The organism is Micromonospora sp. SYSU B005 (assembly GCF_055362685.1).
In genome coordinates, this window is the sequence record NZ_JAXCFU010000003.1 from 366,904 (window position 1) to 378,578 (window position 11,675).

General features: G+C 74.2%; 17 protein-coding genes and 1 pseudogene. 9 read left to right on the plus strand and 9 right to left on the minus strand.

Annotated elements, in window-relative coordinates:
* Positions 1-51 precede the first annotated feature (51 nt).
* Positions 52-879 (plus strand): alpha/beta fold hydrolase, encoded by an 828-nt coding sequence (locus SM452_RS10870; protein ID WP_463839824.1) that lies wholly within the window; start codon positions 52-54, stop codon positions 877-879.
* A gap of 68 nt (positions 880-947) precedes the next feature.
* Positions 948-1,175 carry a hypothetical protein gene (locus tag SM452_RS10875; RefSeq protein WP_013474689.1) on the plus strand — a complete coding sequence of 76 codons (228 nt, stop codon included), beginning with the start codon at positions 948-950 and terminating at the stop codon, positions 1,173-1,175.
* 48 nt (positions 1,176-1,223) lie between these two features.
* On the opposite strand, the gene surE is transcribed toward SM452_RS10875, so the two are convergent.
* From surE to SM452_RS10910, 7 genes are all read right to left on the minus strand, one after another.
* Positions 1,224-2,054 (minus strand): 5'/3'-nucleotidase SurE, encoded by an 831-nt coding sequence (gene surE / locus SM452_RS10880; protein ID WP_463839825.1) that lies wholly within the window; start codon positions 2,052-2,054, stop codon positions 1,224-1,226.
* Complete coding sequence (locus SM452_RS10885; protein WP_463839826.1) at positions 2,044-2,985, minus strand: 1-phosphofructokinase family hexose kinase; 942 nt, start codon at positions 2,983-2,985, stop codon at positions 2,044-2,046. Before SM452_RS10885 ends, surE begins: the two co-directional genes overlap by 11 nt.
* Before the next feature lie 42 nt (positions 2,986-3,027).
* The gene (locus SM452_RS10890) at positions 3,028-3,240 is read right to left on the minus strand and encodes a hypothetical protein (RefSeq protein ID WP_262012149.1); all 213 of its coding nucleotides are present in this window, start codon (positions 3,238-3,240) and stop codon (positions 3,028-3,030) included.
* Between the two features lie 155 nt (positions 3,241-3,395).
* Positions 3,396-3,938, minus strand: a complete 543-nt coding sequence (locus SM452_RS10895) for a hypothetical protein (RefSeq protein ID WP_463839827.1) — start codon at positions 3,936-3,938, stop codon at positions 3,396-3,398.
* Between the two features lie 57 nt (positions 3,939-3,995).
* Positions 3,996-4,949, minus strand: coding sequence for an FAD-dependent oxidoreductase (locus SM452_RS10900; protein WP_463839828.1), 954 nt, complete (start codon positions 4,947-4,949; stop codon positions 3,996-3,998).
* Positions 4,950-5,019: 70 nt separating this feature from the next.
* The gene (locus SM452_RS10905; protein ID WP_463839829.1) at positions 5,020-5,931 is read right to left on the minus strand and encodes a CU044_5270 family protein; all 912 of its coding nucleotides are present in this window, start codon (positions 5,929-5,931) and stop codon (positions 5,020-5,022) included.
* A complete protein-coding gene (locus SM452_RS10910) occupies positions 5,924-6,538 on the minus strand; it encodes an RNA polymerase sigma factor (protein ID WP_463839830.1) in 615 nt (204 codons plus the stop codon). The genes SM452_RS10905 and SM452_RS10910 overlap by 8 nt, the downstream gene beginning before the upstream one ends.
* Positions 6,539-6,716: 178 nt before the next feature.
* Here SM452_RS10910 and SM452_RS10915 point away from each other — a divergent pair, with 178 nt between their 5' ends.
* Genes SM452_RS10915 through SM452_RS10940 form a run of 6 tightly spaced genes read left to right on the plus strand, consistent with a single transcriptional unit; the run spans position 6,717 to position 9,549 of the window.
* Entirely contained in the window at positions 6,717-7,130 is a 414-nt protein-coding gene (locus tag SM452_RS10915; RefSeq protein ID WP_463839831.1) for a YbaB/EbfC family nucleoid-associated protein, read from the plus strand.
* A complete protein-coding gene (locus SM452_RS10920) occupies positions 7,127-7,456 on the plus strand; it encodes a hypothetical protein (RefSeq protein ID WP_262012144.1) in 330 nt (109 codons plus the stop codon). Before SM452_RS10915 ends, SM452_RS10920 begins: the two co-directional genes overlap by 4 nt.
* Positions 7,457-7,459: 3 nt before the next feature.
* Entirely contained in the window at positions 7,460-7,954 is a 495-nt protein-coding gene (locus tag SM452_RS10925; protein ID WP_262012143.1) for a WXG100-like domain-containing protein, read from the plus strand.
* Entirely contained in the window at positions 7,947-8,474 is a 528-nt protein-coding gene (locus SM452_RS10930; RefSeq protein WP_194800828.1) for an endonuclease, read from the plus strand. Before SM452_RS10925 ends, SM452_RS10930 begins: the two co-directional genes overlap by 8 nt.
* Positions 8,471-9,016, plus strand: coding sequence for an SUKH-4 family immunity protein (locus SM452_RS10935; protein WP_463839832.1), 546 nt, complete (start codon positions 8,471-8,473; stop codon positions 9,014-9,016). Before SM452_RS10930 ends, SM452_RS10935 begins: the two co-directional genes overlap by 4 nt.
* Complete coding sequence (locus tag SM452_RS10940; protein WP_463839833.1) at positions 9,013-9,549, plus strand: SUKH-4 family immunity protein; 537 nt, start codon at positions 9,013-9,015, stop codon at positions 9,547-9,549. Before SM452_RS10935 ends, SM452_RS10940 begins: the two co-directional genes overlap by 4 nt.
* Positions 9,550-9,551: 2 nt before the next feature.
* Here SM452_RS10940 and SM452_RS10945 read toward each other — a convergent pair whose 3' ends face one another.
* Positions 9,552-10,445 (minus strand): hypothetical protein, encoded by an 894-nt coding sequence (locus SM452_RS10945; protein ID WP_463839834.1) that lies wholly within the window; start codon positions 10,443-10,445, stop codon positions 9,552-9,554.
* Between the two features lie 47 nt (positions 10,446-10,492).
* Positions 10,493-11,107, minus strand: a complete 615-nt coding sequence (locus SM452_RS10950; protein WP_366626274.1) for a dihydrofolate reductase family protein — start codon at positions 11,105-11,107, stop codon at positions 10,493-10,495.
* Between the two features lie 158 nt (positions 11,108-11,265).
* On the opposite strand from SM452_RS10950, the pseudogene SM452_RS10955 reads away from it, so the two are divergent.
* A pseudogene (locus tag SM452_RS10955) lies at positions 11,266-11,675 on the plus strand (ADP-ribosylation/crystallin J1); the annotation flags it as partial.

Genomic DNA, 11,675 nt, shown 5'->3' on the forward strand with positions numbered 1-11,675 from the left:
GCCGCCCGGCCGGTCTGACAGCCGTCAGGTCACCACGTCCGAGGAGCACCGATGACCACAGCGCAACGCGACGAGACACAGGCCCCGGGACGGTACGCCGACGTCAACGGCGTCCACCTCTACTACGAGACGCACGGCGAGGGCCGGCCGATGATCCTGCTGCACGGCGGCCTCACCTCGGGTGAGATGTTCGCGCCGATCCTGCCCACGCTGGCCGCGACGCACCAGGTGATCGTGGTGGACCTCCAGGGTCACGGCCGCACCGCCGACGTGGACCGGCCACTCGACATGGCGCTGATGGCCGATGACGTGGCCGCGCTGATCGACCACCTCGGGCTGGACCGGCCCGACGTGGTCGGCTTCTCCCTCGGCGGCGGGGTCGCCCTGCACACCGGCTTCCGGCACCCGGAGAAGGTGGACCGGCTGGTCGCCGCGTCCGCGCACATCCGCCGCGACGCGGTCTACCCGGAACTGCTGGCGCAGCAGGGCCAGGTCGGCGCCGCGGCGGCCGAGTACATGAAGGACACCCCGATGTACGAGCTGTACCAGCGGGTCGCGCCGCGTCCGGAGGACTTCCCCCGGCTGCTCGACAAGATCGGCGAGGCGATGCGGACGGACTTCGACTTCACCGAGCAGGTCCGTGCCCTGCGGGTGCCGACGCTCGTGGTGGCCGCCGACGCCGACATGGCCCCGCCGAGCCATTTCGTCGAGGTGTTCGGGCTGCTCGACGGCGGCCGGCGCGACGGCGGCTGGACGGGCGAGGGCCGCCCGGCGGGTGGGCACGCGCTGGCGATCCTGCCCGGCCTGACCCACTACGACATCGACCAGTCGCCGCTGTTCGCCGCGGTCACCCTGGACTTCCTCGACCGGGACCGCTGACCGCCGCGCGTGTGCCGCGTCCCGTACCGGGGTACCGCTTGCCCAGGAGCACCGGTGAGGAGGACGAGATGACCGACCCCAGGTACGCACCGATCGGGCTGGCCGCCGCCGGGCGGCTGGTCCCCGACGACGGACAGACCGACGGCGGTGAGGTCGTCGGCGCCGACGACGCGGCTGCCGACGCCGCCCGGGCCGGCGCCGACGTGGACCTGTCCCGGGCCGACCGGGACAGCGACGGCACCCCGGTGGGCGCCGCCGACGCCGAGGCCGACCGCCGGCGCGCGGCCGGCGAGTGACGCTCCCCGCCCCGCCACCCGTACGACGGTGGCGGGGCGGAGCCGTCCTCAGCCGTCGACCGGCAGCTCCACGTCGGGCAGGTGCCCGAGCGCCCGGACCGCGGTGACCGCCGCGTACCCGTCGGCCAGCCAGGCGATGTCGGTGCCGGGGACCGCGCGGACCGCGTTCGCCTCCACCGCGGTCCGCACGAACCCCTCACCACGCTCGGCGACGGACACCTGCACCTGACCGAACGGGGCCAGTGTCGCCTGGCGCAGCCCGGCCACCTGATCGGCCGGCCGGTCCGGCACGTTGAGGTTCAGCACGGTGCCCGGATCCGCCCCGGCCAGCCACGGCAGCAGCGTCGCGGCCAGCTCGGCGGCGCTCGACCAGTGGCGGGACTCGTCGTCCACGCTGTCCAGCACCGCGATCGCCGCGCCACCGCTGCCGGCGCTCGCCGCCGCCGCGGTGAGCACGTCGAGCGACACGGCGAGCGCGCGGATGCCGTTGTTGCCGGCGGTCAGCGCCGCGCCGACGGTGCCGGAGTGCAGGACCGCGTGGCCCGCGTTGGCGCCCCGGTTGATGCCGGACAGCAGCAGGTCCGGCACCGGCCCGAACACACCCAGGCCCGCCAGCACCGCGATGTACGCCGGGGAGGCCGCCACCGCGTACGCGGGCACACCCGGCAGGCCGTCCAGCTCGGTCTCGCGGAACACCAGACGCCCGTCGTCGGTCACCGCCGACAGCGCCGCGCTCATCCCGCTCGCCTCGGCCTCCGGCGCCGCGACCACCACGTCCATCCCCCGTTCGTACGCGGCCCGGGCCAGCGCGCGGATGCCGGGGGCGTGCACACCGTCGTCGTTCGTCACCAGCACCCGTGGCGGCCGGTCAGTCGTCATCGTCGCCACCGTCCAGCGGGGTGAGCCGCACCCGGCCGGCCAGTTCGCGTACCGCCTCGGCCCGGCCGGTGCCCAGCCCGTGCCGGGTCACGTTGAGCGCTCCGGCGGCGGCGCCGACGTGCAGCGCCTCCCGCATGTCGCCGCCCCGGGCCAGCACCGCCGCCACCCCGGCGGTCATCGAGTCACCGGCGCCCCGGTGGTCGGCCGGCTCCAGCGGCGGGGCGTGCACCAGCAGCGGCTCGCCGTCCTCCGGCAGCGCCAGCGCGGGCTCCCCGGCGCGGCTGATCAGCACCGTCCGCGCGCCCCGCTCCTGGCACCGGCGGCCGGCGTCGCGCAGCGCCTCGACGCTGTCGTCCTTGGCCAGGCCGTCGTCGAGCAGCTCCTCGTGGCTGACCTTCAGTACGCTCACGCCGCCGTCGAGCACCGCCTCCACGTACGGCCCGGACAGGTCGGCCACCACCGTCCCGCCGTTGGCGCTCAGATCGGCGGCGAGGCGGCGGTAGATGTCCGGGTCCACCACCTGCGGGTCGGCCGGGCCGCTGAGCACGCTCACCGGGGCGCGCAGCCCCTCGGTGAGCGTCACCGTGTACAACTCGTCGATGTCGTGCCGCACCATGGGCGCGCCCGGGTGCTCGGCGATCTCGGTCCGCTCGCCGTCGCGCCGGTCGTGCACGTACCAGCCGGTGCCGGACTCCCGCCGCACCATCCGGACCGTGACGTCCTCGTCGTCGAGCAGCTTGCGGACCGCGTCGCCCACCTCGCCGCCGAGCCCCACGCACATGGTCACCGGTACGCCGAGCGCCGCGATCATCCGGGTCTGCCACACCCCCTGCCCGCCGGGGTGCAGGTGCAGCTCGGGTACGTCGCCCTGCTGCTCGATCGTCACCGTCAGCAGCGGGGCCGGGGCGAACACCATCACCTTCTGCTCCATCCGCCAGTGTTGCCCGCTGACCGGCCCCGGTAATCCCCCAGGTCAGCGCGGGCGCGCGGCGGCACGGCGGCGCCGGAGGTACGGCAGCGCGAACAGGTAGAGACCGCTGATCAGGAGCAGGGCGAGCGGCAGCAGCGGCACGTAGGAGACCCACACGATCGGGTCCTTCTGCGCCAGCGCCACGAACGTGACCACGACGGTCACGGTGAAGGCGACGGAGAACCAGCGGTGGAGCTGACGGATGCGCGTGTCCATGGGTCGACGACCTTTCCCCGGTGGCCGCCCCGGTGGGAGGCCCGTGCCGGAAACGCTAGGTCCGTCCACCCGCGCGACGCTTCTCGATTCCTGACCGGTCCACGCCGCACTGCTCCTGGTCAGTCAGCGGCCAGCCCGCGCGCCGGAGCGACAGGTCACTCGCGTCCCGCCGTGTCCGCGGACCAGTCGTCCACCCGCATCCGCCGCGATGCCGGGCTCACCGTGTCGGAGCGCCGGACGAACCCGGCGACGGCGAGCGCGCTCATCGTGGTGGCCACGGCGGCGGCGAGCACCAGGAGGGTGGTCTCCACCTGCACCGTACGCATGTATTCGCCGCCCTCGGCGGTGGCCGACGCGTAGCGCACGGCCGCGAGCGGGTTGAGCAGCACCGCGGCGATGCCGGCGGTCCAGGCCGCCCTCGGTAGCCGCTCGTCGTCGGGGCGGACGGTCCGCCGGACGGCCCACCGGCCGAGGGCCGCGAACGTGACGAGCAGCGTGACCGGCAGCAGCCAGAGCACGGCGGGCAGCAGGTCACGGAGCGGCACCACGGCGTCGAGCAGCTCCACCGGGAAACTGGCGCCGTCGTGGGTCACCAGGCCGATCCGGTGGCTGTAGGCCGCGAGCGCGACAAGGGTGCAGCCGATGTGGACGGCGATCAGGGCGACGAGGGCGGACAGTGCGGCGCGGCGGGCGGACACCGGGCCGAGGTTACCGCCCGCCGAGCCCCTACGGTGGACCGTCGCGCGCCGGGGCGGTCAGACACCCAGCGCGAGATCGGCCACCTCGGCGGCGCAACCCCAGGACAGCGTCACCCCCGCCCCGCCGTGCCCGTACGCGTGCACCAGCCGCCCGTCCGCCGGGTCCACCTCGACCCGGGGGCCGCCGTGCCGGGCCGGGCGTAGCCCGATCCGCTCCCCCAGCACCGGCGCGTCCACGAGCTGCGGCACCAGCGCCACGCACCGGCGCCGGATCGCCGCCGCCTCCGCCGCGTCGGGGCGGGTGTGTCCCACCCCGGCCTCGTAGGTGCCGCCGAGCACCACGTCGTGGCGGCGCGGGTGCACGTACGTGACGCCCGCCGGGTCGTCCTCGTCGCGTACCGAGACGGTCAGGCCGGGGTTCGCCACCAGCAGGACGTGCCCGCGCGCCGGGTGCACGGCCGGGTCGGCGGCGAGCCGGCCGGCGGCCAGGCCGGTCGCGTTCACCACGACCGGCGCGACCTCGTACGCCTCGGCGAGCGTGCCCAGCGCACGTCTGACGACGCGGCCCCCGCCCGCCTCCAGGCGCTGCCGCAGCCAGGTGAGGTAGCTGGTCATCTCCACCGACGGGGCGGTGAACCGCAGCAGCGTGGTGTACGGCGGCTCCGCCGGCTCGGCCGTCAGATCGCCGCAGGCGTCGGCCCACCAGGGCGGCCCGGCGTAGCGGTGGCGCAGCCACATCCGGGTGGGCCGGTCGACCACCCCCGGCACGCCGTCGGCCGCCTGGCGGCGCAGCTCGGCGTGGGTGTCCCGGGCCCAGCGCAGCACCCGGGGATCCTCCTCGGTGTGGCTGGGGTACCAGACCGCGGCGGCCACCATGGACACGGTGTCGGCCGGGTCGTGGGCGGTCAGCACGGTGACGCGGGCACCGCGCCGCTGGAGCGTGAGCGCTGTCGTCATCCCGATCACCCCGCCGCCGACCACCACCACGTCCGCCTTCGTCATGACGCCCATGATGGCGCAGGCCCCGGACGCACGACCGGAGCGGGCGGGCCGCCCAGGGAGGCGACCCGCCCGGCGGGCTTCAGCCCTTCTGGCCGACCCGGTCCACGACCGCGACGGACAGCACCGCGGACGTGCCCGCCTCCCCGCCCACGCCGAGGAACGCGTACGTCCGCGGGTCGAACACCATCACCATCAGGGCCGGGTTCCCCGGGGAGGACCAGCTGACGCCCACACCGGAGCGGCCCGCACCGTCGGTGGCCTTCTCCACCACCTTCAGGCCCGGCGTCGCGGCGGCGGCCTCGAACAGCGCGGCCCGCGACCGTGGCCTCAGGTACGAGTCGTTGAGCAGGAACAGCACGTCCTTGGCGGCGGCGTTGACGTCACCGGGCTCGCCGCTGCGGTGCTTGTCCAGGTAGGCGCGCATCGCGGTGGCGTCGGTGGGCACGGCGGGATCGTAGGCGGGTTCCGGCACGCACGGCTCGGTGCCCGGCATGAGCTGCTGACCCTTGTACATCTTCGCGCGGCCGTCCCGGCAGCCGGGGAGCACGTATTCCTGTCGGCCGCCCGGCGGGTACTCGACGACCAGGCCGTCCCTGGTCCCGTCCACCGACGCCCAGCTCTCCCGCAGCTCCGCGCCGCCCTGCGAGCGCGTGTAGACGAACTGGTCGGGCCGGGGCTCGACGTCCGGCAGCCGCAACGCCGCCGCCGCCGCGTCGCGCAGCACCTGCCGGGCGTCGGCCCGGGCGGCCGGCGCGCTGCCGCCGATCCGGTCCGGCGCCAGCACCAGCACCGCCGCGAGCGACGCCGCCACCGACGCCGTCGCGACGCCGGCGAGGACCAGCCGCCAGGCCGGCCGCCGCGCCCGCCGAACCGGCGCGGCCTCCGTCGCGGTCAGCGCGCCGACCAACCGGGTACGCGCGGCGCCGAGTCGTTCGCCGGCCGGCAGCTCGGTCTCGTCGCCGAGCCGCTGGAGCAGTCTCATCTCATCCATTGCTCAGTACCTCCTCGATGGTGTCGGCCGGTTCGCCGCCGAGCCGTTCCCGCAGCAGCCGGCGCGCCCGGTTCAGCCGGGACCGCACGGTGCCGACCGGGATGGCCAGCGCGGCGGCGACCTCCTCGTACGTCAGTTCCTCCCAGGCGACGAGCAGCAGCACGTCGCGGTCGCCGTCGGCGAGCCCGGCGAGCGCGTCCAGCAGGTGCCGGCGCAGCGACCGCGCGGTCACCTCGGCGGCTACCCGGTCGGCGGGGGACGCCTCGGACGTCGCCGGGTGGTACGCCTGCCGCAGCCGGTACTCCCGTTCCTCGGTGCGCCGCTGCTGGGCGACGAGGTTGGTGGCGATCCCGTACAGCCAGGGGCGGGCGTTCGGACAGCCGGTGTCGAACCGGTCCCGGCGCCGGAACGCGGCGAGGAACGTCTCCGCGACCAGGTCGTCAGCGGCCGCGGAGCCGAGGCGCCGCGCCAGGTAGCGATGGATGTGCGGCGCGTGCCGGTCGAAGATCGCGGCGAAGCTCTCCGGTTCCCGTACGGACCGGCCGATGACCTCGGCGTCGGTGAGCGCGCCGACGTCGACATCCTTCGCCCGTCTCAGTCTTCTCATGCGCGGCCTCTCGGCGAGTGGGGACGTGTCACCTGTTGTCCGCTGCTCGCGTCCGGACGGTTCACGCCCGTGACGGTAGGCCGCTCGGACAGTCCGTCGTGGACCGCGCGGTCGTACGGGGCGGAATCGCTTTGTCCGTCTCGGTTACGCTCGTGGCGTTTGGCCTTGGGGAGGGCTCATGAGTGCGGATCCTTCGATGAGCGGCGACTTCACCCGCATGCTCGACGCCACGATGGCGGCACTTCGGACGGTCGGTCCGCCGCCGGCGGAGGAGGCGGAGACGCCGGCGGTGGGCGAGGCCGCCGACGGGCAGGTACGCGCCGAGATGGGGCGCGACGGCAAGCTCCACTCGCTGCACGTCGAGCCGCGGCTGATGCGGCTCGGCTCCGAGGAGCTGACCGCGCACATCGTCACCGCCGTCAACGCGGCGATCGACGGGCTGCGCGCCGGCCCGGCCCCGCAGGTCGCGGACATGTCGCAGCTACGGGAGCAGTTGCAGGAGGTACGGGACACGGCCGTACCCCGGCTCGGGTCGTTCCTCGACGCGCTCACCGAGGCGCAGGAGCGGCTGGCGCGCGGCGGGCAGCGATGAGCGGCGACGGCTTCGAGGTGCACCCGCCGCTGATCCGGGCCGCCGGGCGCGGCGTCACCGACGTGGCCAAGCGGTTCAACGGCGAGCTGGAGGCGTTCGAGGCGCGGATGCAGGGCTACGGCGAGCCGTGGGGCGCCGACGACATCGGGTCGCTGATCGGCATCGCGTACACCGAGGTGGCGAACTACATCTTCGACTGCCTCGGCATGGCCGCCGACGAGTTCACCTCCGCGGGCGCCGACATCGCGGGGATGGCCGACTCGTACGAGCGGGTCGACGAGGACGGCGCGGGCACCATGCGCTCGCTGGCCGGCGGGCTGGGGTGAACCGTGGGACTGCAACTACCCGGTGAGCTGGTCACCGCGCTCGGCTGGATCGGCTACACCTGGCCGGCGGCCGACGAGGAGAAGCTCTTCGAGATGGGCCAGGCGTGGCTGGAGTTCGGCGGCCGGATCGGGGCGGCGGCCGGCGAGGCGGACGCGGCCGCCGCGCAGGTGTGGACGCAGAACGTCGGTCCGGCGATCGCGGCGTTCCAGAAGTGGTGGGGCGGCGAGCAGAACGGGCCGCTCGTGCTGCACGACAGCATGCCCGCGGCGATGCTGCTCGGCGCCGGGCTGATCATCTGCGCGGCGATCGTGCTGGCGCTGAAGATCGCCGTGATCGTGCAGCTCGCCATCCTCGCGTTCGAGGTCGCCCAGGCGATCGCCACCGCCGTGGTCACGTTCGGCGCCTCGCTGGCCGAGATCCCGATCTTCCAGATCATCACCCGGGAGATCGTCGGCGCGCTCATCGACCAGGTCATCGGGAGACTGCTCGATGCCTAGCCCGAGGCGCGGCCGGGGCGCCGCCGCGAAACCGGCCGCCGGCAAGATCGTCCGCAAGGCGGTCGAGAAGCTGGAGAAGCCGATCGTCCGGGTCACCGGACCGAACCGGAGCCTGCCCACCAAGGTGGTCCGGGTGGAGCGCCGTGACTTCCATGCCACCGCCCAGTTCCGGCGCAAGATGGCCGCGCTGAAGAAGCTCAGCGACGACGGCAAGCTCTACAAGGCCACCAACCCGGTGCAGCGCGACAAGAGCATCACCGACGGCTACAAGGACCGGATCCGGCAGAAGATCTGGGACAAGTACTGGCCGCACGACAAGGACCTCGCCAACCGGCTCAGTCAACGGCTCAGCGACTACCATCCCGACCACGTGTGGGAACTGCAGCTCGGCGGGCCGGACACCGTCGACAACCTCAAACTGCTGCATGGTAGAACCAACACGGACATCGGCTCCCAGATCTGGGGGCAGATCCAGAATCTGCCGGACGGAACCCCGATCCGAATAGAGGTAGTGGATTGACTTCCGATCTCGCGCAGCTTCTCGACGAACTCCGCGCCGACCTGGCCGCGGACGAGCCGGCGAGTCTCGCGTACGGGCAGATCGGCGACCCGGCCGACGCCGGTGACGTGCCGGCGGACCTGCCGGCGGGCCTGCGCGACCTGCTGCTCGCCGCCGACGGCCTGCGGGCCGGCGCGTTCGAGCTGGCCTCGGCCGGCCGGCTCGCGGGCGTGCAGTACTTCCTCGACTACGCGCCCGACTTCTCCCCGATCCCGCAGGACAAGACCGGCTGGCTGGTCGTCGGCGCCCGCAGCGACGAGCCGATCTTCCTGGAGCGCGCGACCGGTGCGGTCTGGTACTTCCCGCCGACCGGCACCGAGTGGTTCATGGGCGACGCGTTCGAGGAGCTGGCGCCCGACCTCGACTCGTTCGTGCACTACTACGTGCTCGGCCCCGGCTACGCCGAGCTGGTCACCGACGACGACGGGTGGTACTCGTTCCTGGACCGGCAGGGCCTGCTCGACGAGTCGGACGACGTGGACGAGGACGAGGCGCAGCCGTGACCGTCACCCGGGAGCAGCTCACCGCACTCTGGGGTGAGCGGGGCGTCATCTACTTCCCCGACCAGCGTTTCGACGCGATCCTCGGGCCGCTCGGGCCGGAGGTGTTCCCGCCCGACGGGGCGCTGCCGGTCGAGGTGCCGATCCTGTTCACGGTCGACGTCTCGGTACCCGACGTCGAGCTGTTCTCCACGCTGTCGATCGAGCTGGGCGACCAGGGCCCCCGTCCGTACGTCGTGCTGGGCGCCTCCCCGGAGGATCCGGCGCTGCTGTTCTGCCTGGACGCGGGCACCGGCGCGGTGATCCTGCTGGATTTGGAGACACCGAACCTGGAGACGGTGAACAGCACGTTCGCCGCGTTCGTGGAGTTCCTCTACCGGCTCGGGCAGCTCATCGCCACCGACCCGGGCGGGCGGGAGCGGGCCGCGCGCGCGGCGGCGATCCGCGACGGCCTGCGCCCGGTCGACCCGGTCGCGTTCGCGGATCCGGAGTCGTGGTGGAACATGGCCTTCGACGAGCTGGAGTCGACCGCCTGACATCAGCCGGCCGCCGCCGGTGCGGGCACCGCCGCACGGCGCGAACGGGTCAGGCCCGCGACGAGCAGCAGGTACGCGGTCAGCTCCACCGCCGCCGTCAGCGCCGCCACCGGCTGCGGCATCGCCGCGGTGGGTGTGATGGCGTACCAGGCGAACAGCGCGGTGCCGTCGGCGTCCAACGGATGCGGCACCGCGGCCAGCGCCGCGTCGAGCAGCGGCAGCGCGAGCACCGCCAGCAGTGCCGCCCCGGTCGCGGCGAGCCGCCGGCCCCGCCCGGCCAGCAGCGCGGCAAGCGCCAGCGCGGCGAGTGCGAGCGCCAGCGGCGGCAGCACCGCGAGGACGAGCGCGGGCACGACGTCGACCTGGTCGTGGCCGGGGCCGTCCACCCGGGTCAGTGTGGTCTCGGTGCGGACCTCCACGACCCGGGTGCTCGCGGCCACGGCAGAGCCGACGTCGGCGACCCGGACGGCCGCGTACCCGAGGACGGGGGCGGCGGCGACCGCCGCGGCGATCAGGTGCCGGCGCCGTCCACGGCCCCGGAACGCGACCAGCAGCACCGCCACCGCGACCAGCGCAGCCCAGCTGCCGGCGAACGCCGCGTCGAAGCCGGCCGTGACGTCGAAGCCGCTGCCGGGGCCGCCGTACACCAACCAGGCGGCGTCCCCGGCGCCCGGCTCGGCCGGCATGGTGCGGACCGCGTCCACGACCAGCGGTACGAGCGCCGCCGGCACCGCCCAGCGCGGGGCCGGCAGTCCGGCGGCGACGGCGTAGCCGAGCAGCAGCGCCAGGCTCAGCACCTCGGCGCCGCGCCAGAGCGGGGCGGCCACCAGGACGCCGACGACGTGTGCGACGGCGGACACCACCGCGAGGATCAGCAGCAGCGGAGCGCGACGCACCGGCGGATCCTTTCACGACACAGCGGCCCGCCGCGGCCCCGTGGTCGTCAGCTCCCGGCCGGCACCTGGTCCTTGACGTCGTCGTAGCCGACCGCGCCCGGCGCCGGTGCCGGGGTGTAGATCACCCGGATCACGCCGGTCGGGTACGCCTCGGTCGCGGCCACCCGCAGGTGGTACGGCGCGTCGCCCTCGTCGAACAGCCGGCGGCCCTTGCGGGCGGCGACGGGGTGCACCAGCAGCCGCAGCTCGTCCACCAGGCCCGCGGCGAGCAGTTGCTGCACGACCGAGATCGACCCGGGGATGAGGATGCCCTTGATGCCGGCGTCGGCCTTGAGCGCGCGCACGGCGTCCACCAGGTCACCCTGGATCAGCTCGGAGTTGCGCCAGGAGAACTCCAGCGGCTGGCGCGAGACGACGACCTTGCGCATGTCGCCGAGCTGCTTGGCGAACGGCGCGTCCTCACCGCCGGCGGCCTCCCGGTCGGGCCAGGCGCCGGCGAAGCTGTCGTACGTCTCCCGGCCGATCAGCAGGACGTCGGACGTGTCGTAGTCCTCGGTGACGGCGCGGCCCATGTTCTCGTCGAAGTACGGGAAGTGCCAGTCGGGGTCGATCTCGGCGACACCGTCGGCCGAGATGAACAGCGTGGAGATGACAGTGGCCATCGCGGTGCTCCCTACCTGTCTGTCTGGGATGTCGACGGGTGGACCGCCGAGGCTTCGCGAACTCATCGCACCCGCTGTCGATTCTGCTGCCGAAACCCGATGGCCGGTCGCGGCGCGCCGCCGGTACGGTGCCACGACCGTCGCAGAAGGGACACGTCATGACGGAGACGACGACGCTGTGGCGCCCGACCGGCCCGCGGGAGCTCGACCTCGTCCGCGCCTCCGGCTGGCGGGCCTGGCCGCCGCGGCTGCCGGACCAGCCGATCTTCTATCCGGTGCTCAACGAGCAGTACGCCGTCATGATCGCCCGGGACTGGAACGTGCCGGCCTCCGGCGTCGGCTACGTGACCCGCTTCCAGGTCGAGCGCGCGTTCGCCGCCCGCTACCCGGTCCGGCGGGTGGGGGGGCCGGGACATCCTGGAGCTGTGGGTGCCGGCCGAGGAGCTGGACGAGTTCAACCGGCACATCGTCGGGCCGATCGAGGTGGTCCACGAGTTCCGGCCGCCGGAGCGGGGGGGGGGGGGGGGGGGGGGGGGGGGGGGGGGGGGCGGCGCCCCGCCGCGCGCCC

What these genes read in the sequence shown, in the direction of transcription:
- SM452_RS10870 (WP_463839824.1), top strand. Translation starts at nt 52, where the DNA reads ATGACCACAGCGCAACGCGACGAGACACAGGCCCCGGGACGGTACGCC.
- SM452_RS10875 (WP_013474689.1), top strand. Translation starts at nt 948, where the DNA reads ATGACCGACCCCAGGTACGCACCGATCGGGCTGGCCGCCGCCGGGCGG.
- surE (WP_463839825.1), bottom strand. Translation starts at nt 2,054, where the DNA reads ATGACGACTGACCGGCCGCCACGGGTGCTGGTGACGAACGACGACGGT.
- SM452_RS10885 (WP_463839826.1), bottom strand. Translation starts at nt 2,985, where the DNA reads ATGGAGCAGAAGGTGATGGTGTTCGCCCCGGCCCCGCTGCTGACGGTG.
- SM452_RS10890 (WP_262012149.1), bottom strand. Translation starts at nt 3,240, where the DNA reads ATGGACACGCGCATCCGTCAGCTCCACCGCTGGTTCTCCGTCGCCTTC.
- SM452_RS10900 (WP_463839828.1), bottom strand. Translation starts at nt 4,949, where the DNA reads ATGGGCGTCATGACGAAGGCGGACGTGGTGGTGGTCGGCGGCGGGGTG.
- SM452_RS10905 (WP_463839829.1), bottom strand. Translation starts at nt 5,931, where the DNA reads ATGGATGAGATGAGACTGCTCCAGCGGCTCGGCGACGAGACCGAGCTG.
- SM452_RS10910 (WP_463839830.1), bottom strand. Translation starts at nt 6,538, where the DNA reads ATGAGAAGACTGAGACGGGCGAAGGATGTCGACGTCGGCGCGCTCACC.
- SM452_RS10915 (WP_463839831.1), top strand. Translation starts at nt 6,717, where the DNA reads ATGAGTGCGGATCCTTCGATGAGCGGCGACTTCACCCGCATGCTCGAC.
- SM452_RS10920 (WP_262012144.1), top strand. Translation starts at nt 7,127, where the DNA reads ATGAGCGGCGACGGCTTCGAGGTGCACCCGCCGCTGATCCGGGCCGCC.
- SM452_RS10930 (WP_194800828.1), top strand. Translation starts at nt 7,947, where the DNA reads ATGCCTAGCCCGAGGCGCGGCCGGGGCGCCGCCGCGAAACCGGCCGCC.
- SM452_RS10950 (WP_366626274.1), bottom strand. Translation starts at nt 11,107, where the DNA reads ATGGCCACTGTCATCTCCACGCTGTTCATCTCGGCCGACGGTGTCGCC.